The organism is Streptomyces sp. NPDC050658, assembly GCF_044457025.1.
GTDB lineage: Bacteria > Actinomycetota > Actinomycetes > Streptomycetales > Streptomycetaceae > Streptomyces.
The window spans coordinates 41,304-61,360 of sequence record NZ_JBITGM010000006.1 but is presented as its reverse complement, the minus strand read 5'-3'; the positions used below and the strand labels follow the sequence as shown (position 1 = coordinate 61,360).

The 20,057-nt window shown below is 69.2% G+C and carries 20 protein-coding genes and 4 tRNA genes; 11 read left to right on the top strand and 13 right to left on the bottom strand.

Annotated features, from left to right (window positions below):
• The first annotated feature begins 109 nt into the window (after positions 1-109).
• Positions 110-1,006: a phosphoribosylaminoimidazolesuccinocarboxamide synthase gene (locus ACIBKX_RS21535; protein WP_363270451.1), complete on the top strand. Its 897-nt coding sequence runs from the start codon at positions 110-112 to the stop codon at positions 1,004-1,006.
• 55 nt (positions 1,007-1,061) lie between these two features.
• On the opposite strand, the gene ACIBKX_RS21530 is transcribed toward ACIBKX_RS21535, so the two are convergent.
• From ACIBKX_RS21530 to ACIBKX_RS21505, 6 genes are all read right to left on the bottom strand, one after another.
• Positions 1,062-1,137 (bottom strand) — tRNA-Gly (locus ACIBKX_RS21530).
• A 23-nt stretch (positions 1,138-1,160) separates the two neighbouring features.
• Positions 1,161-1,769, bottom strand: coding sequence for a response regulator transcription factor (locus ACIBKX_RS21525; RefSeq protein ID WP_363270452.1), 609 nt, complete (start codon positions 1,767-1,769; stop codon positions 1,161-1,163).
• Positions 1,766-3,094, bottom strand: coding sequence for a histidine kinase (locus tag ACIBKX_RS21520; RefSeq protein ID WP_363270453.1), 1,329 nt, complete (start codon positions 3,092-3,094; stop codon positions 1,766-1,768). Before ACIBKX_RS21520 ends, ACIBKX_RS21525 begins: the two co-directional genes overlap by 4 nt.
• Positions 3,095-3,196: 102 nt before the next feature.
• Positions 3,197-3,272 (bottom strand) — tRNA-Gly (locus ACIBKX_RS21515).
• A gap of 79 nt (positions 3,273-3,351) precedes the next feature.
• A tRNA-Gly gene (locus tag ACIBKX_RS21510) sits at positions 3,352-3,423 on the bottom strand.
• A 147-nt stretch (positions 3,424-3,570) separates the two neighbouring features.
• Entirely contained in the window at positions 3,571-3,888 is a 318-nt protein-coding gene (locus ACIBKX_RS21505; protein WP_363270454.1) for an Lsr2 family protein, read from the bottom strand.
• A gap of 344 nt (positions 3,889-4,232) precedes the next feature.
• Between ACIBKX_RS21505 and purS the strand changes: the two genes are divergently transcribed.
• The 6 genes from purS (at position 4,233) to ACIBKX_RS21475 (ending at position 9,792) form a co-directional block, all read left to right on the top strand.
• Positions 4,233-4,484: a phosphoribosylformylglycinamidine synthase subunit PurS gene (gene purS / locus ACIBKX_RS21500; RefSeq protein ID WP_363270455.1), complete on the top strand. Its 252-nt coding sequence runs from the start codon at positions 4,233-4,235 to the stop codon at positions 4,482-4,484.
• A complete protein-coding gene (purQ, locus tag ACIBKX_RS21495; RefSeq protein WP_363270456.1) occupies positions 4,481-5,161 on the top strand; it encodes a phosphoribosylformylglycinamidine synthase subunit PurQ in 681 nt (226 codons plus the stop codon). Before purS ends, purQ begins: the two co-directional genes overlap by 4 nt.
• Entirely contained in the window at positions 5,161-7,410 is a 2,250-nt protein-coding gene (gene purL / locus ACIBKX_RS21490; protein WP_363270457.1) for a phosphoribosylformylglycinamidine synthase subunit PurL, read from the top strand. The genes purQ and purL overlap by 1 nt, the downstream gene beginning before the upstream one ends.
• Positions 7,411-7,477: 67 nt before the next feature.
• The gene (locus ACIBKX_RS21485; protein WP_363270458.1) at positions 7,478-8,116 is read left to right on the top strand and encodes a TetR/AcrR family transcriptional regulator; all 639 of its coding nucleotides are present in this window, start codon (positions 7,478-7,480) and stop codon (positions 8,114-8,116) included.
• A gap of 10 nt (positions 8,117-8,126) precedes the next feature.
• Positions 8,127-8,918 carry a sterol carrier family protein gene (locus tag ACIBKX_RS21480; protein WP_363270459.1) on the top strand — a complete coding sequence of 264 codons (792 nt, stop codon included), beginning with the start codon at positions 8,127-8,129 and terminating at the stop codon, positions 8,916-8,918.
• Positions 8,919-8,976: 58 nt separating this feature from the next.
• Positions 8,977-9,792: an META domain-containing protein gene (locus ACIBKX_RS21475; protein WP_363270460.1), complete on the top strand. Its 816-nt coding sequence runs from the start codon at positions 8,977-8,979 to the stop codon at positions 9,790-9,792.
• 61 nt (positions 9,793-9,853) lie between these two features.
• Here the strand turns inward: ACIBKX_RS21475 and ACIBKX_RS21470 are convergent, their stop codons facing one another.
• From ACIBKX_RS21470 to ACIBKX_RS21460, 3 genes are all read right to left on the bottom strand, one after another.
• Positions 9,854-11,035, bottom strand: a complete 1,182-nt coding sequence (locus ACIBKX_RS21470; protein ID WP_363270462.1) for an LPXTG cell wall anchor domain-containing protein — start codon at positions 11,033-11,035, stop codon at positions 9,854-9,856.
• Between the two features lie 130 nt (positions 11,036-11,165).
• Positions 11,166-12,593 (bottom strand): sulfatase-like hydrolase/transferase, encoded by a 1,428-nt coding sequence (locus ACIBKX_RS21465; RefSeq protein WP_363270463.1) that lies wholly within the window; start codon positions 12,591-12,593, stop codon positions 11,166-11,168.
• Between the two features lie 69 nt (positions 12,594-12,662).
• Positions 12,663-12,764, bottom strand: coding sequence for a putative leader peptide (locus tag ACIBKX_RS21460; RefSeq protein ID WP_363270464.1), 102 nt, complete (start codon positions 12,762-12,764; stop codon positions 12,663-12,665).
• Positions 12,765-12,927: 163 nt separating this feature from the next.
• On the opposite strand from ACIBKX_RS21460, the gene purF reads away from it, so the two are divergent.
• On the top strand, positions 12,928-14,454 hold the full coding sequence (gene purF, locus ACIBKX_RS21455) for an amidophosphoribosyltransferase (protein ID WP_363270465.1): 1,527 nt from the start codon (positions 12,928-12,930) through the stop codon (positions 14,452-14,454).
• A gap of 37 nt (positions 14,455-14,491) precedes the next feature.
• Positions 14,492-15,565, top strand: a complete 1,074-nt coding sequence (purM, locus tag ACIBKX_RS21450) for a phosphoribosylformylglycinamidine cyclo-ligase (RefSeq protein WP_363270466.1) — start codon at positions 14,492-14,494, stop codon at positions 15,563-15,565.
• Between the two features lie 137 nt (positions 15,566-15,702).
• Here the strand turns inward: purM and ACIBKX_RS21445 are convergent, their stop codons facing one another.
• Together ACIBKX_RS21445 and ACIBKX_RS21440 are read right to left on the bottom strand one after the other, a co-directional pair.
• A complete protein-coding gene (locus tag ACIBKX_RS21445; protein WP_363270467.1) occupies positions 15,703-15,957 on the bottom strand; it encodes a DUF3073 domain-containing protein in 255 nt (84 codons plus the stop codon).
• A gap of 290 nt (positions 15,958-16,247) precedes the next feature.
• Positions 16,248-17,330, bottom strand: coding sequence for a Glu/Leu/Phe/Val dehydrogenase dimerization domain-containing protein (locus ACIBKX_RS21440; protein WP_363270468.1), 1,083 nt, complete (start codon positions 17,328-17,330; stop codon positions 16,248-16,250).
• A 208-nt stretch (positions 17,331-17,538) separates the two neighbouring features.
• On the opposite strand from ACIBKX_RS21440, the gene ACIBKX_RS21435 reads away from it, so the two are divergent.
• Both ACIBKX_RS21435 and bldC read left to right on the top strand, forming a co-directional pair.
• Positions 17,539-18,381: a hypothetical protein gene (locus ACIBKX_RS21435; protein WP_363270469.1), complete on the top strand. Its 843-nt coding sequence runs from the start codon at positions 17,539-17,541 to the stop codon at positions 18,379-18,381.
• A 508-nt stretch (positions 18,382-18,889) separates the two neighbouring features.
• Positions 18,890-19,096: a developmental transcriptional regulator BldC gene (gene bldC / locus ACIBKX_RS21430; RefSeq protein ID WP_003949541.1), complete on the top strand. Its 207-nt coding sequence runs from the start codon at positions 18,890-18,892 to the stop codon at positions 19,094-19,096.
• A 504-nt stretch (positions 19,097-19,600) separates the two neighbouring features.
• Here bldC and ACIBKX_RS21425 read toward each other — a convergent pair.
• Positions 19,601-19,789, bottom strand: a complete 189-nt coding sequence (locus tag ACIBKX_RS21425) for a DUF6274 family protein (protein WP_363270470.1) — start codon at positions 19,787-19,789, stop codon at positions 19,601-19,603.
• Positions 19,790-19,976: 187 nt separating this feature from the next.
• A tRNA-Asp gene (locus ACIBKX_RS21420) sits at positions 19,977-20,051 on the bottom strand.
• Between the last annotated feature and the right edge of the window lie 6 nt (positions 20,052-20,057).

The following is a 20,057-nucleotide window of genomic DNA, read 5'->3' as shown; positions in this document are numbered from 1 at the left end:
CGTTCCCACTGAGGCCAAGCCCACGCACCCCCACGGCAGCCCATGGCCAAAACCCGTCACCCGATACGGGAGAATCGACAGGACTTGGCCAGAACCACGGGGAGGAACCGTGTCCGGATTCGTAGAAAAGCCCGAGCCCGTAGAGGTCCCGGGCCTGGTGCATGTGCACACCGGCAAGGTGCGCGACCTGTACCGGAACGAGGCGGGCGACCTCGTCATGGTCGCGAGCGACCGCATGTCGGCCTACGACTGGGTGCTGCCCACGGAGATCCCCGACAAGGGCAGGGTCCTCACGCGGCTCTCCCTGTGGTGGTTCGACCAGCTCGCCGACCTCGTCCCGAACCATGTCATCTCCACGGACGTCCCGGCCGGCGCCCCCGCCGACTGGGAAGGCCGTACGACGGTCTGCAAGTCCCTCGAAATGGTCCCGGTCGAGTGCGTGGCCCGCGGCTATCTGACCGGCTCCGGCCTGGTCGAGTACAACGCCAGCCGCACCGTCTGCGGCCTCGCGCTGCCCGACGGCCTGAGCGACGGCTCCGAGCTGCCCGCGCCGATCTTCACGCCCGCCACGAAGGCCGAGGTCGGCGAGCACGACGAGAACGTGTCGTACGAGGAAGTCGCCCGCCAGGTCGGCGCGGACACGGCGGCCCAGCTCCGTCAGGCGACCCTCGCGGTCTACGGCCGGGCGCGTGACATCGCCCGTGAGCGGGGCGTCATCCTCGCCGACACGAAGTTCGAGTTCGGCTACGAGGGCACGCAGTTGATCATCGCCGACGAGGTCCTGACCCCGGACTCGTCCCGCTTCTGGCCTGCCGACCAGTGGCAGCCGGGCCGCGCCCAGCCGTCCTTCGACAAGCAGTTCGTCCGCGACTGGCTGACGTCCCCGGCTTCCGGCTGGGACCGCAAGAGCGAGCAGCCGCCGCCCCCGCTCCCGCAGGACGTGGTGGACGCCACGCGCGCCAAGTACATCGAGGCGTACGAGCGTCTGACGGGCACCGCCTGGTAGCCGCCCCGCACATGAGGAAACCCCCGGCGCCGAGAGGCACCGGGGGTTTTCTCCGTGGAGCGGACGACCAGGTTCGAACTGGCGACCTCAACCTTGGCAAGGTTGCGCTCTACCAACTGAGCTACGTCCGCGCTGCGCCGAAGCGCGAGGACAACTATACCCAACCTCGGGCGCGTGCGAGTCGCACTGCGGCATGCCGGTTCTCGGCACCGAGTTTGCTGGCCGCGGAGGAGAGATAGTTCCGGACCGTCCCCTGGGAGAGCGCGGCCCGCTCGGCGATCTCCGCGACGGGCGCCCCGTCGGCGGCGAGTTCGAGGACCTCGGCCTCGCGGGCGGTCAGCGGGGAGTCCCCGGCGGCGATCGCGTCGGCGGCCAACTCCGGGTCCACATAACGGTTTCCGGCGTGCACGGTGCGGATGATCTCGGCGAGGTCCTGGGCGCTGACGGTCTTCGGCACGAAGCCCCGCACCCCCGCCGCGAGCGCCCGCTTGAGATGTCCCGGTCTGCCATGACTCGTCACGATCATGGTCCGGCAGTCGGGCAGTTCGTCCCGCAGCGATGTGGCCACACTCACACCGTCGGCGCCGGGCATCTCCAGGTCGAGCACGGCCACATCGGGCCGGTGCGCACGCGCCATGGCGAGCGCCTCGGGCCCGGAAGCGGCCTCGGCGACCACGACGAGATCGTCCTCGAGCGCGAGCAGCGCGGCGAGCGCGCCACGGATCAGATGCTCGTCGTCGGCGAGCAGTACACGAAGGGTCATCCCGCGGTCTCCGTCCTACGCTTCACTTCAGGGCCCCGTGCACCGGCCAGCGAAACCTCTGCCGACGACGGCGGAACCTTCGCAGACAACGGCGGAACCTCCGCAGACAACAGCCGAACCTCCGCCGACAGACGGAACTTCCCTCCGCCGGACGCGAAGTCCAGCACTCCGTCCACCGCGGCCAACCGCTCCCGAAGCCCCGCGAGCCCGGACCCGGCCCGGGCGACGGAACCTTCTGGCACCCCATCGTTCTCCACGGACAACGTCGTACGCCCTTCGGCGCCGGCCAGCGTGACGACACACCACCCCGCGTCCCCGTGCCGCAACACGTTCGTCGCCGCCTCCCGCACAACCCACCCGAACGCGGACTGCACGGCCGCCGGCAACCCCTCGGCCACGCCCGCCCCGACGACCCGGCAGTCGATGCCCGCGGCCGCCAGCACCCCTTGCGCCCCCGCGAGTTCGACGGCGAGGTCCGCGTCGCGATACCCCCGCACCACTTCCCGCACCTCCCGCTGCGACTCCCGCGCGATCCGCTGCACCTCGGCCAGCTGCTCGAACGCCTCCTCACGCCCGCGCCGCGCCAACTGCTCGGCCAGCTCGCTCTTCAGCGCGATGACCGCGAGGTTGCGCCCCATCACGTCGTGCAGGTCCCGCCCGAACCGCAGCCGTTCCTCGGCGACCGCGAGCCGCGCCTCGACCTCACGGGCCCGGTCGGCGATCTCGCGGGCCCGGTCGGCCTCCCACATCACGGAGAGGTTCCAGGCGCCGCAGCGCGAGGAGAGCGCGGCGAGGACGGCGGCGAAGGCGATGAACGCGGCGAGCCCGGCGAGCTGCGGGCCGCGCATTCCGGCGGCGGCGAACGCCGCCACCATCACCGCGTCGAGCACCGCGAAGCGCAGGAAGAAGGAACGGACCGGCACGGCGAAGGCGAGCGACTGCCCGTAGGGGACGGCCAGGAAGAGCGTCGCGAAGCCGAGCATCCCCTCCGTGACGCCGTCGACGGCCTGGAGGGCGACGGCGAGCGCCACCATGGTGATCATGAGCCCGCGCGATACGGCGAGGTCGCGGCGCGGCAGCTCGGCCCGCTTCAGATAGTGGTCGAGGGAGCGCCGCAGGGTGCGGTTGCAGTGCAGGCACTGCAGCGCGGCCACCACGATCAGCGTCCAGCCGAGCGTCAGCGGCAGGGGATCGTTCCGCATGCTGACGCCCAGCGGAAGCAGACCCCAGCTGAGGAAGAAGATCCACGGCATCGCATGCCACATGGCCAGGCTCTGCAGCTCGACCTTCTCGATCTTGCTGAGCCCGTGCCAGCCCCGTCGCATCCCCCGCACCCGGCCGACCACCCCTGAGCCACCTCCACGAAAACATCACCGCGTCAGATGCACGAAGAAGGCCCCGGTCGTGATGACCGGGGCCTTCTTCAATGGAGCGAACGACGAGGTTCGAACTCGCGACCTCAACCTTGGCAAGGTTGCGCTCTACCAACTGAGCTACGTTCGCATTGCCTCCGACCAGCTCTCACTGATCGGTGCGAGCACCAGCCTACCGCACCCAGAAGAGTGGTCGGTAAGCGATGCAGAGCGGGTGACAGGAATTGCACACTGCGCCTTCCCCCTGGAAGGGGGATGTTCTACTACTGAACTACACCCGCAAGACCCCGTGAGGTTCTAGCCTTTCGGCCTCGCCCCTCGGCGTGCTCCAGACTTTAGCCGACCTGCGGGGGTGCAGGTCAAGTCGGTTGCCGAGGGGCCCTCCTGGCCGGCTGTCGGACCAGGTCGGCGCGGCCACGGGCCAAGGCTCAGTTGGCCGCCTCGAAGGCCTCGTAGACCTTCTTCGGGATGCGGCCGCGCGGCGGCACGTCCATCTGGTTTGAGCGGGCCCAGGCGCGGACGGCCGCCGGGTCGGGGGTCACCGCCGTGTGCCGGAAGGCCTTGCCGGACTTCGACTGCTTGCGGGCGGCGTCCAGGTACGGGGCGAGCGCCGTGCGCAGTTTCTTGGCATTGGTTTGATTGAGGTCGATCTCGTACGACTTGCCGTCCAGACCGAAAGCGATGGTCTCCGCCGCTTCCCCGCCGTCGATGTCGTCAAAGAGAGTGACTACGACACGCTGCGCCACGAATATCGGTCCCTTCGTGCGGCTGCACCGCGTTGACGTGCGGTGATGCCGACTGTCCGGCTGTTATGAGCACTGTTTTGCGCTAAGCATCGGCTAATGCCAATTCCTTTGTACAGTGCCCGGCATTGCATTGTGAAGCCCGACTAAATCCTTCCGCGTGTCCGGGAGCAATGGTGATGCGTGATCTTTTCCAGGATTTTTCGCGAAGGTGCCCTGTTCGATACGTGAGTAGCTGCGGGAACGTGACCGTCCTCACGTAGGATTCTACGAATCTACGCGAGTAGAATTTTTGTGCGGGTAGTCTGAAGGGACCGCTCAGCCAGCACCACACACCGGGAGTGCCAGTGGCACGCGTCGTAGTCGACGTCATGCTCAAGCCGGAGATCCTCGACCCCCAGGGCCAGGCGGTGCAGCGTGCACTGCCGCGCCTCGGATTCAAGGGCATCTCCGACGTACGTCAGGGAAAGCGCTTCGAACTCGAGGTGGAAGGACCGGTCGACGAGGCCGCCCTCGCCCGTATCCACGAGATGGCGGAAACCTTCCTCGCCAACACCGTGATCGAAGACTTCTTCGTAAAGGTGGAGGAAGAGAAGTGACCGCTCGAATCGGAGTCGTCACTTTCCCCGGAACGCTCGACGACCGCGACACCCAGCGCGCCGTCCGCGTCGCCGGCGCCGAAGCCGTGCCGCTGTGGCACAAGGACAAGGACCTCAAGCAGGTCGACGCCGTCGTGCTGCCCGGCGGATTCTCGTACGGCGACTATCTGCGCGCGGGGGCCATCTCGCGTTTCTCGCCGGTGATGGAGTCCGTCATCGAGCAGGCGAAGGCCGGAATGCCGGTCCTCGGCATCTGCAACGGCTTCCAGGTGCTCACCGAGACGCACCTGCTGCCCGGCGCGATGCTGAAGAACAACCACCTGCACTTCATCTGCCGAGACCAGAAGCTGCGCGTGGAGACCTCGGGCACCGCCTGGACCGCCGACTATGACGCCGGCCAGGAGATCTCCGTACCGCTGAAGAACATCGACGGACGGTACGTCGCCGATGAGCGGACCCTCGACATGCTGGAGGCCGAGGGGCGGGTCGTCTTCCGCTACCTCGACGTGAACCCCAATGGCTCGCTGCGGGACATCGCCGGTGTCTCCAACGCGGCCGGCAATGTCGTCGGCCTCATGCCGCACCCCGAGCACGCGGTCGAGCCGCTGATCGGGACCGGCCGCACCGACGGCCTGGGATTCTTCACCTCGATCCTGAAGAAGCTGGTCAACGTCTGATGACTCTCGACACCGTCAAGCACGCCGCCGAGACCCCCGAGGTCAAGCTGCCCTGGGCCGAACTGGGCCTGAAGGAAGACGAGTACGAGCGCGTACGCGAGATCCTGGGCCGCCGTCCCACCGGCGCCGAGCTCGCCATGTACTCCGTCATGTGGTCCGAGCACTGCTCCTACAAGAGCAGCAAGGTGCACCTGCGCCAGTTCGGCGAGAAGGCCCCCGAGAACGACGCGATGCTCGTCGGGATCGGTGAGAACGCGGGCGTCGTCGACGTCGGCAACGGCTACGCGGTCACCTTCAAGGTCGAGTCGCACAACCACCCCTCGTACGTCGAGCCCTACCAGGGCGCGGCGACCGGTGTCGGCGGCATCGTCCGCGACATCATCGCGATGGGCGCGCGCCCGGTCGCGGTCGTCGACCCGCTGCGGATGGGCGACGCCCACCACCCCGACACCAAGCGCGTGCTCCCCGGAGTCGTCGCGGGCATCGGCGGCTACGGCAACTGCCTGGGCCTGCCGAACATCGGCGGCGAGCTGGTCTTCGACGCCTGCTACCAGGGCAACCCGCTGGTCAACGCCGGTGCCATCGGCGTCATGCGGCACGAGGACATCCACCTCGCGAAGGCCTCCGGCCCCGGCAACAAGGTCATCTTGTACGGGGCTCGCACGGGCGGCGACGGCATCGGCGGCGCCTCGATCCTGGCCTCCGAGACCTTCGACGACACCAAGCCGAGCAAGCGCCCGGCCGTGCAGGTCGGCGACCCCTTCCAGGAGAAGCTCCTCATCGAGTGCACCCTGGAGGCCTTCGCCGAGAAGCTGGTCGTGGGTATCCAGGACCTCGGTGCGGCCGGTCTCTCCTGTGCGACCTCCGAGCTGGCGTCCAACGGCTCCGGCGGTATGCGCGTCGAGCTCGACGACGTACCCCTTCGCGACTCCACGCTCACTCCCGAGGAGATCCTCATGAGTGAGTCGCAGGAGCGGATGTGTGCCGTCGTCGAGCCCGACAAGGTCGAGCGCTTCCTGGAGATCTGCGAGAAGTGGGACGTCATCGCCACCGTCGTCGGTGAAGTCACCGACGGCGACCGGCTTGAGATCTTCTGGCACGGCGAGAAGATCGTCGACCTCGACCCGCGCACCGTCGCCCACGACGGTCCGGTCTACGAGCGTCCCTACGCCCGTCCGAAGTGGCAGGACGCCCTCCAGGCGGACGACGCGGGCAAGCTGGCCCGCCCGGCGACCTCGGACGAGCTGCGCGAGCAGGTCCTCGCGGTCGTCGCGTCCCCGAACCAGGCCTCCAAGGCGTGGGTGACGGACCAGTACGACCGTTTCGTGCAGGGCAACACGGTGCTCGCGCAGCCCGAGGACTCCGGCATGGTCCGTATCGACGAGGAGACCGGCCTCGGTGTCGCCCTCGCCAACGACGGCAACGGCCGCTACTCGAAGCTCGACCCGTACGCCGGCGCGCAGCTCGCCCTGTCGGAGGCGTACCGCAACGTCGCCGCGACGGGCGCCAAGCCGCTCGCCGTCTCGGACTGCCTGAACTTCGGCTCGCCCGAGGACCCGGACGTGATGTGGCAGTTCGCCGAGACCACCCGTGGTCTCGCCGACGCCTGCCAGATCCTGGGCACCCCGGTGACCGGCGGCAACGTCTCGCTCTACAACCAGACGGGCGAGGCGGCGATCCACCCGACGCCGGTCGTCTCCGTCCTCGGTGTGATCGACGACGTGGCACGGCGTACGCCGATGGCCTTCGCCGAAGAGGGCCAGCTGCTGTACCTCCTTGGTGAGACCCGCGAGGAGTTCGGCGGCTCGGTCTGGTCGCAGGTCGTCCACGACCACCTCGGCGGACTTCCCCCCAAGGTCGACCTGGAGCGCGAGCGGCTGCTCGCCGAGATCCTCGTCTCGGGCTCGCGCGACGGCATGATCGACGCCGCGCACGACCTCTCCGACGGCGGTCTCGCACAGGCCGTCGCCGAGTCCTGCCTCCGTGGCGGGAAGGGCGCGCGCCTGATCGTCCCGGACGGTCTGGACGCGTTCACCCTGCTGTTCAGCGAGTCGGCCGGGCGTGCGGTCGTGGCCGTCCCCCGCTCCGAGGAGCTGCGCTTCACCGACATGTGCGGGGCGCGGGGCCTTCCCGTAACGCGCATCGGTGTCGTCGACGGTGACGCGGTCGACGTACAGGGCGAGTTCACGCTCCCGCTGAGCGAGCTGCGCGAGGCGCACGAGGGGACCCTGCCGGGGCTCTTCGCCTGACGGTTCCGCCTGCCGCCCCCGTCCGGACCTGCTGGTCCCGGCGGGGGCTGCCGGTACCGTGACCTGCATGACTGAGGAGCTCGGGCTGCGCGAGCGGAAGAAGAGGCAGACCGCGAGTCGGATCTGGCGGGCGGCGGTGGACCTCTGCTCCGAGCGCGGTTTCGACCACGTCTCCGTGGCGGAGATCGCCGAGGCGGCCGAAGTGTCGAAGATGACCGTCTTCAACTACTTCGGCACCAAGGAAGGCGTGATCGTCAGCCCCATGGAGGAGCACGTCGGCGACCCGGCCCGCGCGGTGCGCGAGCGGAAGCCCGGCGACTCCGCCGTCACGGCGGTGCGCGAGGCGTTCCTCGCGCAGATCGCCGGGCACGACCCCGCCGTCGGCCTCAGCGGCGACCCGCGCGCCCTCAAGGTGCGGCAACTCATCAGCGACACCCCGACCTTGGCGCACCGCATGGTCGTCTTCCACATGCGCAGCATGCAGCTCCTCACGGACGCGCTCGCCGAGGAGACCGGCGACCGGCTGCTCGCGCAGGTCGCCGCCGCCCAGCTGCTCGGCGCCCGCAACGCGCTGATCACGGAGAACCACCGCCGCACCCTGGAAGGCGATTCCCTCGACAAGATCGCCGAGGACTGTGCCGGGTCCGCGGAGCGCGTCTTCGCCCAGGTCGAAAACGGTCTCCGGGGCTACCCCGCACCGCATTAGGCTCGGCCCCATGCCACCGGCCAAGAAGCGCACGCGTACGTACGACTCCGCCAAGATCCGCACCGCCGTGCGGGCCCAGTTCGTGAACGTACAAGAAGCGGTGCTCTCCCTGGAGCCCGAGCAGCTCGCGCTGCCGACCCGGCTCGGGGACTGGACGGTGCGGGAGCTGGCCGCGCACCTCACCATGGGGCTCGGCGCCGTCAGCAGGTTCCTCGCCATGCCGGAGCCCGCGGCCCGCGAAGTCGCCCTCCTGGACTGGCCGTTCGCGACGGCATCGGCCGCCGAGCAGGTCGACGAGGCGTCGCGCGCCTTCGCCGCCCAGGATCTCGCCGAGTTGTACGCGCGTACCCTCGCCGCCTATGACGAGGCGCTGCCGGACGGCACGGCGGGGCGGCTGACCCCGACCCGGTTCGGCGCGATGACCCTCGACGACTTCCTGGTCACCCGCACCGTCGAGCTGATCGTCCACACCGACGACCTGAACGACGCCGTGCCGGGCCTCGACGTCCCCTGCGAACGCCAGGCCCTCGCCGCCTGCACCCGGCTGCTCGCCGACGCCCTCGCGGTGAAGGCACCCGGCGGCGCCGTCGAGGTCAGGGTGCCGCCGTTCGCCGTGGTCCAGTGCGTGCAGGGGCCCCGGCACACGCGGGGCACCCCGCCGAACGTGGTCGAGACCGATCCGCTGACCTGGATCCGCCTGGCGACGGGGCGTACGGACTGGAAGGCGGCGCTCGACGAGGCGAGGGTGAGTGCGAGCGGCGAGCGGGCGGACTTGGCGGGGCTGCTGCCGGTCATGAGCTGACGGTGACTCCCGGTACGGGCGGGGGAACCAGAACCCCCACTTGTCCCGTCACAGCGACATGCAGAAGCAGCGACTGACCCCCACCGTCCTAGCCCTGGCCACCGCGGGGCTGCTCACCGCATGCGGCACCGAGACCGGAGCGGGCAACGGCGACGGCGGTGGTTCCGTCGCCTCCGAGCTGCCCATCACCGGCGTCCACTGGAGCGTCCAGAGCCTCACCGTGGACGGCAAGAAGCAGCAGGCACCCGGCGGCGCCCACGTCACGATCGACGACAAGGGCAAGGCGCAGGGCAACTACGGCTGCAACGGATTCTCCGCTGACGTGTCCATGAAGGGCGACAAGATCGACTTCGGCAACGCCACGTCGACCGACATGGGCTGCGACAAACTGGACTTCGAGGAGACCCTGACGCGCACCCTCGGCAACGGCGAGCTGAAGGCCGCAGTCGACGGCGACAAGCTGACGCTCACCACCGAGAAGGGAGACCGCGTGGCCCTCACCTCGGAGCCGGACGCGCCGCTGACGGGCACCAAGTGGGTCGTGAACGCCGTCGGCGACGACAAGACCTCGACGTCCCTGCCCAAGGAGGTCGACGGCAAGGCGTTCCTCGCCTTCGGCAAGGACGGCACCGTCCGCGGCAACCTCGGCTGCAACAACGTCACGGCCAAGGCCGAGGTGCAGGGCGAGCACATCACTCTGGGCGCGCCCCGCAGTACCCGGATGATGTGTGAGGGCGCTGCTCGTGAGACCGAGCAGAAGCTGCTGAAGCTCTTTGACGGCAAGGTGAGTTATCGGCTGACGCACCGGGGGCTGACGCTCACCGCCGCCGATGGCACCGTCATCAGTGCGAATGCTGACCTGAAGACGCACTAGCTTTTCGGGTGCGGCGCCGTCGTGGCTTGTCGCGCAGTTCCCCGCGCCCCTTACGGGGCGCTCAGCCTCGGCGGCGTGACTTGAGTAGGAACGCGCCGCCCGACGCGAGAAGCAGCCCGCCGCCGATCGCGTAGGCGAGCGTGGTGTCGGCGTCGCCGCCGGTTCTGGCCAGGCTGCTCGAACTTCCTTCGGGGCGGGCCTCGTTGGGCTTCTCGGCTGCGGCCGGCGCTGCCTTCCCGTCCAGGCTCACCGACACCGTCGCCGATTCCGCCCCCGCCTTCACCACCTTGACCTCGACCTGCCGCGCCTCGTCCCTCAGCTTCCCCCCGGAGGGGATCGCGTCGACCAGCGCCGACTTGGCGTAGTTCCCGTCCGGCACCCGGTGCGCGTGCACGCCCTGGATCTCGGCGTCGAGGGTGCCGGACTCGTGCCGCAGTTCCACGACGAGACGGTCCTCGCCCAGCGGAATGTCGATGGCGCGGACCCCGCCGCCACTGCCGTACAGCGGACGCAGTTCATAGGTCCCGGACTTGGTGGGCCTCGCGACCTCGCCGCCGGTCAGCCACTTGTTGTGGAGCAGCTCCGGCGAGGTGAGCCCGGCCTCCCAACCTCCGCCGCCCATCGGTGTCTTGTGGCTGGTGCCGTCCTCCTTGCAGCCCGCGCCCAGATCGCCCTCGGGGCAGCGCAGCCGCATGTGGTGGCTGTAGCCGAAGTTGTGCCCGAACTCGTGGACCAGGGCGGTCATCGACATCTTCCCGTCGGCGCCGATCGGCATCCACGTGGTGCCGCCGCCGACCGTGCCGAGCGCCAGCCAGTCGCAGCCGGCCTTCTCCGAGGGGAAGACGAGCGACAGATGGTCGTAGCTGTCCTCGGGGATGCCCTGCGCGGCGAGCGCCTTCCGGGTCAGCTCGTTGATCTTCCCGGTGTCGCAGCCCGCGGCCGCCAGATCGATGTCGACGGGCCCGGTGACCCCGTCGTCCGCGGCGGCCTCGAACGTGGTCGCGCCGCCTGTGACCTCGTTGTAGTACGAGGTGAGGGAGCCAGAAGCGCCGAAGTAGTTGTCCTTCAGGGCGGATTCGAGCTTGCCCGCGTCCGGGATCCGGCTGTCCGTGAAGTTCACCATGGCGACCTGGACGCGCCGCTGCGGCTCGTCGGCGGCGGCTGTCGTGGGCGCGGCGACGGTGGCCAAGGCCGCTGCGGCCACTGCGGCGGGTATGAGACAGCGGCGCGGGGACGGGTTCATGGGGGGACCTTCCAGGTGGGGGTTCGCGCGGGTCTGGTGATCAACTCGGGCGCGCGCGAGGCACGCTAGCGATCACACGGGCCCACGCGAACCCCCGGGAAGGGTTCTTAGGGCGCGCTTAAGGCCCAGTTCAGGCTGCGGGGTACGGCAGCAGCCCCTTGTCCGTCCTCTCCCACGCCGCCCTCAGCTCACCCAGCAGCCCCGGCTCGTCCACCGCCCGGTCGGCCTGCTCCCGCTGATCGGCCGCGAGGTCGAACAGCTGGTCCTTGCCGCCCCTGCCCCGGTAGTACTTCCACTGCCCGCGCCGCAGCGCCCGCTCCCCGCGCACCCGCCAGAACAGCTCCCGCTCGGCGAGCTCCTCGCCCTTCAGGAGGTAGGGCGCGAGGCTCGTCCCGTCCAGCGGATACGCCGGGCTCGGCCGGGCCCCGCCGAGCTCCAGGAGCGTCGCCGTCCAGTCCGGCGTGAACACCGGCTCGTGGCTGACCTGACCGCCGTCGATCCGGGCCGGCCACCGCACGATGGTCGGCACCCGGATGCCGCCCTCCTGGAGCGAGGCCTTGTTGCCGGAGAGCGGCCAGTTGTAGGAGAAGCGCTCGCCGCCGTTGTCCGAGGCGAAGAAGACCAGGGTGTCCCGCTCCTGCCCGGACCGCTTCAGCGCCTTGAGGACCTCACCGATCGACCGGTCCAGGTCCTGCACCAGCTCCGTGTACTTCTCGACGGACCCGCCGTCCTGATGCCACAGCGCCCCCTTCTCGCCCGCCTTGATCCTCCGTACGATCTCGGCGCTCTGCTCCTCGTCCCCGTCCGCGATCCAGGGCCAGTGCGGGGTGGTGAAGTTCAGGTTGAGCAGCCAGGGCCTGTCACCGTGACCCCCCTCCCGCCGGATGTACTCGCTCGCCCGCTCGGTGAGGATGCGCGTGTAGTACCGCAGGTCCTTGTACTCGGCGTCGCCTTCCCGGACGTCGCCTTCGTAGAGGTCGTACTCACCGCCGAGTCCCAGCTTCGAGTAGTACTCCAGGGCCCCGCCGAAGTTCCCGAAGAACTCGTCCCAGCCCGACCGGGTCGGCGAGTAGTCGGGCAGATACCCGCAGTGCCACTTCCCGATCAGGGCGGTCGCGTACCCGGCGTCCCGCAGCAGCGAGGCCAGTGTGGGATGCGTCGGCTCAAGACCCACCGACTTGTCCGCTATCGGCTCCGCGAGCCCACCCTTCGTACGACCGGGAAAGCGCCCCGTGTAGAGGCTGAACCGCGTCGGCGAGCAGGTCGCGGACCCGGAGTAGGCATCGGTGAACCGCACCCCCTGCCGGGCAAGGCGGTCCAGGTTCGGGGTCTTGATGTGCGGCGATCCGTAGGAGGAGAGATCGGCCCACCCCAGGTCGTCGCCGAGGATGAAGAGGATGTTCGGCCGCTTGGTGCCGGGCCGTCCGGCGGCCGCGCGGAACGGCCGCTCACGGGCCTCGGCCCCGGCCGCGGGCAGCCCCACCGCGGCGGCGGCACCGGCGCCCACCGCCCCGGTGAAGGCGCGTCGGGACAGGGCGGACTGGTCGTACGAAGGCATGGCTGCACTCCTGAACGGGGCACGGCGCGGTCGCACGTACCCGAGAGGAAGAGAAGAGGGAGGGAGTGTTCAGGCGCAGGCGTGACAGATGGCGCTCGCGACACGGACCAGGTCGACGTGGCGGCGCTCCACAAGGGTGACCGTCGGGTCACCGAGGGGCTGCTGGGGCATGGACCAGGAGCTTCACGGGTCGCGCCCGCCCCCGTCAACGCTCCGCCTCATCTGTTCACACGGGCTTAGTACGGCACGCCCGCACCGTGACCCCGCTCACGCTCCGTAGAAAGCCCGTATCCCCAATTCGGACCAGTGGTCGATCTCGCCTACACTCGGTGTCGTGCCACGTGGTGACGGTCGACTCAATCACGATCTGCTCCCCGGCGAGAAAGGCCCCCAGGACGCTTGTGGCGTCTTCGGTGTCTGGGCTCCGGGCGAAGAGGTCGCAAAGCTCACGTACTTCGGGCTCTACGCCCTCCAGCATCGGGGTCAGGAATCCGCGGGAATCGCGGTCAGCAATGGCTCCCAGATCCTCGTCTTCAAGGACATGGGCCTCGTGTCCCAGGTCTTCGACGAAACCTCTCTCGGCTCGCTCCAAGGTCATATCGCGGTCGGTCACGCCCGCTACTCGACCACCGGAGCCTCCGTCTGGGAGAACGCCCAGCCGACGTTCCGTGCCACCGCGCACGGCTCCATCGCGCTCGGGCACAACGGCAACCTCGTCAACACGGCCCAGCTCGCCGAGCTGGTGGCCGACCTGCCCAAGGAGAACGGCCGCGCGACCCAGGTCGCGGCGACCAACGACACCGACCTGGTGACGGCTCTCCTCGCGGGCCAGGTGGACGACGACGGCAAGCCGCTGACCATCGAGGAAGCCGCCGCCAAGGTCCTCCCGGACGTGCGCGGTGCCTTCTCCCTCGTCTTCATGGACGAGCACACGCTGTACGCCGCCCGTGACCCGCAGGGCATCCGCCCGCTGGTCCTCGGCCGCCTGGAGCGCGGCTGGGTCGTGGCGTCGGAGTCCGCCGCCCTCGACATCTGCGGCGCGAGCTTCGTCCGCGAGATCGAGCCGGGCGAGTTCGTCGCGATCGACGAGAACGGACTGCGAACGTCCCGATTCGCGGAAGCGAAGCCCAAGGGCTGTGTCTTCGAGTACGTCTATCTGGCGCGCCCGGACACCGACATCGCGGGCCGGAACGTCTACCTCTCGCGCGTCGAGATGGGCCGGAAACTGGCCAAGGAAGCTCCGGTCGACGCCGACCTCGTCATAGCGACGCCCGAGTCCGGCACCCCCGCCGCGATCGGTTACGCGGAGGCCTCCGGCATCCCCTTCGGCGCGGGCCTGGTCAAGAACGCCTACGTCGGCCGGACCTTCATCCAGCCCTCGCAGACGATCCGCCAGCTCGGCATCCGCCTCAAGCTGAACCCCCTCAAGGAAGTCATCAAGGGCAAGAAGCTGGTGGTCGTCGACGACTCGATCGTCCGCGGCAACACCCAGCGCGCCCTGGTCAAGATGCTCCGCGAGGCCGGCGCCGCCGAGGTCCACATCCGGATCTCGTCCCCGCCCGTGAAGTGGCCCTGCTTCTTCGGCATCGACTTCGCGACCCGCGCCGAGCTGATCGCCAACGGCATGACGATCGAGGAGATCGGTACGTCCCTGGGCGCCGACTCCCTCTCGTACATCTCCATCGACGGCATGATCGAGGCCACCACCATCGACAAGCCGAACCTCTGCCGCGCCTGCTTCGACGGCGAGTACCCGATGGAGCTCCCCGACCCCGAGCTGCTCGGCAAGCAGCTCCTGGAGACGGAGCTGGCGGCAGGCCCTGCCGCCACGGCAGCGGCCGACGCGATCCGTCGCCCGTAAGCCCCACGTAGTAACGACACGAAAGCTCTCACCACTCATGTCTGAGACCACCGGTGCCAGCTACGCGGCCGCAGGCGTAGACATCGAAGCGGGCGACCGCGCCGTCGAGCTGATGAAGGAGTGGGTCAAGAAGACCCAGCGTCCCGAGGTCGCGGGCCTCGGCGGCCTCGGCGGCTTCGCCGGCCTCTTCGACGCCTCGGCCCTCAAGCGCTTCGAGCGCCCGCTGCTCGCCTCCGCGACCGACGGCGTCGGCACGAAGGTCGACATCGCCCGCCAGCTGGGCGTCTACGACACCATCGGCCACGACCTCGTCGCGATGGTCATGGACGACATCGTCGTCTGCGGCGCCGAGCCGCTCTTCATGACCGACTACATCTGCGTCGGCAAGGTCCACCCGGAGCGCGTCGCCGCCATCGTGAAGGGCATCGCCGAGGGCTGTGTCCTCGCCGGCTGCTCCCTCGTGGGCGGCGAGACGGCGGAGCACCCGGGCCTGCTCGGCCCGGACGACTTCGACGTCGCGGGCGCCGGCACGGGCGCCGTGGAGGCGGACCGGCTGCTCGGCCCCGATCGCATCCGTAAGGGTGACGCGGTCATCGCGATGGCGGCCTCCGGTCTTCACTCGAACGGGTACTCGCTCGTCCGTCACGTGGTCTTCGACCGCGCGGGCTGGACCCTGGACCGCCAGGTCGAGGAGTTCGGCCGGACGCTCGGCGAGGAGCTCCTGGAGCCCACCAAGATCTACTCCCTGGACTGCCTGGCGCTCACCCGCACCACGGACGTCCACGCGTTCAGCCACATCACCGGCGGCGGCCTCGCGGCGAACCTCGCCCGGGTGATCCCGGACGGCCTGCACGCGATCGTCGACCGTGAGACGTGGACGCCGGGCGCGGTCTTCGACGTGGTCGGCAAGGCCGGTCAGGTCGAGCGCCTGGAGCTGGAGAAGACGCTGAACATGGGCGTCGGCATGATGGCGATCGTCCCCGAGGAGTCGGCGGACGCGGCGCTGCAGACCCTCGCGGACCGTGGCCTGGACGCCTGGATCGCCGGTGAGATCACCGAGCGCGGCGACCACGCCACCGGCGCTGAGCTCATCGGTGACTACGCGAAGTAGTCCCCGCGCGGCGGCCCCCTCGGGGGCCGCCCTCAGGGCCTCGGGGCAGCACAAAACCCGGTCCGGCGTGGTGACCACCCCGGACCGGGTGAAGTGCAGTTGCTACGAGAACTGCGAATACTGCGAAAGCAACGAGGTCAAGCGCCGCGGCGCTGCGACGAAGGACCGGACTCGTCGTCCTCGTCCTCTTCGTCGTCGTTATACAGATCCGCGTACTGGGCGTACGGGTCGTCTTCCTCGTCGTCGTCCTCGAACGGCTCGCCATTCGGCGGCTGTTGCGAAGTCGAAGCGCCCAGCTCATTGGCCAGACGCGACAGGTCAGTCCCGCCGCTGCTGTACTTCAGCTGGCGGGCGACCTTCGTCTGCTTGGCCTTTGCCCGGCCGCGCCCCATGGCTCGACCCCCTCGGATATGGGGCTTGGTGACCCCAGAGTCTTGACACGCGTTCATGATCAGGAACGGGCTCTCCGTGGAGAGGCCGGTCCGTAGGGCTTCCACGGTACCTGTTCCTGCGGCCATACGGTACGTCGCCCACAGGACGCGCCTCGGCGCAGGACCCGCGAGGAGCCCTGTCCTCGCTGGTCAACTGCGATTTTAACCTCTTCTTGTCGGGCGACCCGCCGACGGGGGTGAGTCTTGTCTCGCCCATGCGTCGACGGGGGCCCGGCAGAGCCTTCGCGGGGTCAGCGGCGGCGGGCCTCCGCCATCCGCTGCTCGGCGATCCTGTCGGCCGCGGCAGCCGGCGGAATGCCGTCGTCCTTCGCACGAGCGAATATGGCAAGAGTGGTGTCGAAGATCTTCGACGCCTTCGCCTTGCACCGGTCGAAGTCGAAGCCGTGCAGCTCGTCGGCGACCTGGATCACGCCACCGGCGTTCACCACGTAGTCCGGCGCGTAGAGGATCCCGCGGTCCGCGAGGTCCTTCTCCACGCCCGGGTGCTCCAGCTGGTTGTTGGCGGCGCCGCAGACGACCTTCGCGGTGAGCACCGGCACGGAGTCGTCGTTCAGGGCTCCGCCGAGCGCGCACGGGGCGTACACGTCCAGGCCCTCGACGCGGATCAGCGCCTCGGTGTCGGCGACGGCCGTCACGGACGGGTGCTTGTCCGTGATCCTGCGTACGGACTCCTCGCGTACGTCGGTGATCACGACCTCGGCGCCGTCCTGAAGGAGGTGTTCGACGAGGTGGTGGCCGACCTTGCCGACGCCCGCGACGCCGACCTTGCGGCCACGCAGCGAGGGGTCGCCCCACAGGTGCTGGGCGGACGCCCGCATGCCCTGGAAGACACCGAAGGCGGTGAGCACGGAGGAGTCGCCGGCGCCGCCGTTCTCAGGGGAGCGTCCGGTGGTCCAGCGGCACTCGCGTGCGACGACGTCCATGTCGGCGACGTACGTACCGACGTCGCACGCCGTCACGTAGCGGCCGCCGAGCGAGGCCACGAAGCGACCGTAGGCGAGCAGCAGCTCCTCGCTCTTGATCTTCTCCGGGTCGCCGATGATCACGGCCTTGCCGCCGCCGTGGTCGAGACCGGCCATGGCGTTCTTGTACGACATCCCGCGGGCGAGGTTCAGCGCGTCGGCGACGGCCTCTTCCTCGGACGCGTAGGGGTAGAAGCGGGTGCCGCCGAGGGCGGGGCCCAGGGCGGTGGAGTGGATGGCGATGACGGCCTTGAGGCCGCTGGCACGGTCCTGGCAGAGCACGACTTGTTCGTGGCCGCCCTGGTCCGAGTGGAACAGGGTGTGCAGGACGCCGTCGGTTGCTTCGGTCACTGTGGTGACTCCCGGTCAAGTAGCGGCGGTTGGGCAGGCGCCCGTGCGGGTGGCGGGGCCTGTTGGGCATGAGACTAGAGCCTGTGAGAACCCGGTGGCCGCGCAGTGCCGAGGATCACCCTCTCCTGTCGCGCTAGGGGTACGGCTGAGTTCGGCCATGGCACGATTTTGATGTGTTTCCAGTCGGTGGGCGGGGGAGGGAGCAGCCGTGCCCAAGGTGTCCTCGTTGATCGTCCCCTACGCGTCCTACTTGCGCGTGTATGAGCCGCTGGCCGCTTTCCCGGAGCCGGAGCGCGGCCACTGGGCGCGCTACGCGCGTCGCTCCGACCGTCCCTCGTACCAGGACGAACTGCGCGGCTCCCTCGCCGACTTGCTGCCGACGCCGCCGGTGCCGGTTCCGGTGCACGAGAGCGGCGACGCCTTCGTGGTGGAGCTGGACGGCGTGCTGTGCGTCTGTCCGTGGCGCACCCGGCTGCGCGGCTGGCAGGCGCTCGGCCGGCTGCCGGGGCAGCTGCCCACGCCGGTCCTCGACGCGGTCCTGCCGCCCGTGGTGCGCCGCCAGACGGCCGCGGACTACGAACGGTGGCTGGCCCGCAATCCCGACGCGCGCCCCTGGATCCGTACGTCGACGTGGCAGGTGCCGCTGAACTGGTTCGTGCTCGTGTCCGACGAGGAACGGGAGTACGAGAAGGGGACGGCGGACTCGCCGCCCATCCTCCGCTACCGGACGCCGATGGTGCAGGCCCGGCGCCGGGTGGCCCGCGGGCTCCGGACGCTGCGGGACGCGATCGACGAGGGGCCGCTGGTCGACGGTCTGATGGACGTGGGGCGCTGGCTGGAGGAGTTCCATCCGCGCTCGCTGGTGGAGCTCGACTACGGCGGTCTTGTGCACGCCCTGTCCCAGGAGCTGCTCGACGGCGACCACTCGGCGGCGGATGTGGCGGAGGGGATCGAGGCGCTGCGCAACGGTGACGGCGAGGGGGCCGGCGAGGCGTATGCGAGGCTGATGGAGCGGTGGCGGGCGGTCAGGGACCGTCAGTCGTCGAACTGACTCCCCGACTGCCTGGCTCACCGTCGTCCTCCCGGCGCCCCAACTTCCCTACGTGGCGCCTACACAGGACGTAGGTCCCGATCCGGGCTTTTGTCTCAAGCGTGACGGACCGCACTTAGGGGGCCCTTGCGCCCATCACCCCCCCTCGTGCCAAAATAGGACAAGGAGTCCGGGGAGGGCTCCTTCCGCCCATGTATGGGCGGAATACTCGGCATTGCACGCTATGGGGGGTCTGTTGACTCCTGATCGCTCTGTGACTGATCGTCACTGTGGCGTGACTGTCCGCTATGGCATGGTCCATCGGCTTCCGTCGCTGATAGACACCTGGGAGGGCAATTCCATCGGTTTGGCCGACGTGGCTGGACGGATGGTGTAGTTGTAGTGCCGAGGACAAGCCGTTCGTCCTATAACCGACTCGACTCGCGTCCGCCATTTCGGGCAACGCGGGTCAAGGTGCAGAATTTAGAGGAATGAACCGAGAAGGTTCGGTTCTCCGAGGAGGCCGCTCATGACCGCTCGCACCCCTGATGCCGAGCCGCTGCTGACCCCGGCTGAGGTCGCCACGATGTTCCGCGTCGACCCCAAGACGGTGACGCGCTGGGCCAAGGCTGGCAAGCTCACGTCGATTCGCACGCTCGGCGGGCATCGCCGTTACCGCGAGGCTGAGGTCCGCGCACTGCTCGCGGGTATCCCGCAGCAGCGCAGCGAGGCCTGATTTACCGCATAACCGCAGTACCTGGACGAAACGCACGACCGCTGCCGGGTCCCCCAACCTGGCCGCACCGTCCGACCTTTAGCTACACGCGACGCGGGTCCCGCCCCAACGGGCCCCACGCCTGAGCCTCATGGGTGAGTCGTTCGATCGCGCTGGACTCCGCCGGGTCCAGCGCGATCTTTTTTGTGCGCGCGAGAGCTGCTGGTGAGCGGCCCTGTGAGCGGGCTTGTTGGTCTCTGAGGAGTGCCGGTGGGCCCCCGTCGGGCCGGCCTTGGGGGCGCTGGGCGGAGCCCTCTCGGGCTGGTGCAATTGCACATATTAAATTGACCCGTTGTAGGACGGGTGTAAGTTCCGGGGTTTCCAAAACTCCTTCGGTGACACCCGTCACACGCCGTGAGTCTTGTTGCCCGTGCTGCCTCTGGGCTAGAGGAGCCTGCCGGAATCGCCTGCCCCGCCCACGAGTTCAGCCTCCCACCAACGGGGCGGGTCGCGGGGCGGCTTTGGTCATGCGTTCGGGGGACTTTCGTCCTCGCCGCTCTCACAGCCGCCCTGAGGGGCGGGGGCGGCCTCCAGGACGAGCCGCTGTAGCCGGTGGCAGATCGCGCAGTGCCGGGTCAGGTGCCGGTAGCCGGTAGCGGCCGCCAGATGGGCGCGCAACAGCGCGCGCGTCTCATGCCGTGCGGACATAGCCATACGCCACCTCCGTGGGGGAGCGTCCCGCCCGCTCCCTCGTTGTCTAGGTACCGGCGGAATGTGACGCAGTCAAGATGCGGGGAGCGACAACGGGCCGTGGGGGCACGGGAGAAGGGCCCGCGTCGATGTGCGGCGGCATGCCAGAAGGGGCCGCATCCGATCACCGGATGCGGCCCCTTCTTTACTGCGGTCCTGACGGGATTTGAACCCGCGGCCTCCACCTTGACAGGGTGGCGAGCACTCCAAACTGCTCCACAGGACCTTGCTC

Coding starts and splice junctions, on each gene's coding strand:
- ACIBKX_RS21460 (WP_363270464.1), bottom strand. CDS start 12,764: ATGCCCCAGCAGCCCCTCGGTGACCCGACGGTCACCCTTGTGGAGCGC.
- purL (WP_363270457.1), top strand. CDS start 5,161: ATGACTCTCGACACCGTCAAGCACGCCGCCGAGACCCCCGAGGTCAAG.
- ACIBKX_RS21485 (WP_363270458.1), top strand. CDS start 7,478: ATGACTGAGGAGCTCGGGCTGCGCGAGCGGAAGAAGAGGCAGACCGCG.
- purM (WP_363270466.1), top strand. CDS start 14,492: ATGTCTGAGACCACCGGTGCCAGCTACGCGGCCGCAGGCGTAGACATC.
- ACIBKX_RS21525 (WP_363270452.1), bottom strand. CDS start 1,769: ATGACCCTTCGTGTACTGCTCGCCGACGACGAGCATCTGATCCGTGGC.
- ACIBKX_RS21425 (WP_363270470.1), bottom strand. CDS start 19,789: ATGGCTATGTCCGCACGGCATGAGACGCGCGCGCTGTTGCGCGCCCAT.
- ACIBKX_RS21475 (WP_363270460.1), top strand. CDS start 8,977: ATGCAGAAGCAGCGACTGACCCCCACCGTCCTAGCCCTGGCCACCGCG.
- ACIBKX_RS21445 (WP_363270467.1), bottom strand. CDS start 15,957: ATGGGGCGCGGCCGGGCAAAGGCCAAGCAGACGAAGGTCGCCCGCCAG.
- ACIBKX_RS21520 (WP_363270453.1), bottom strand. CDS start 3,094: ATGCGACGGGGCTGGCACGGGCTCAGCAAGATCGAGAAGGTCGAGCTG.
- bldC (WP_003949541.1), top strand. CDS start 18,890: ATGACCGCTCGCACCCCTGATGCCGAGCCGCTGCTGACCCCGGCTGAG.
- ACIBKX_RS21470 (WP_363270462.1), bottom strand. CDS start 11,035: ATGAACCCGTCCCCGCGCCGCTGTCTCATACCCGCCGCAGTGGCCGCA.
- ACIBKX_RS21465 (WP_363270463.1), bottom strand. CDS start 12,593: ATGCCTTCGTACGACCAGTCCGCCCTGTCCCGACGCGCCTTCACCGGG.
- ACIBKX_RS21480 (WP_363270459.1), top strand. CDS start 8,127: ATGCCACCGGCCAAGAAGCGCACGCGTACGTACGACTCCGCCAAGATC.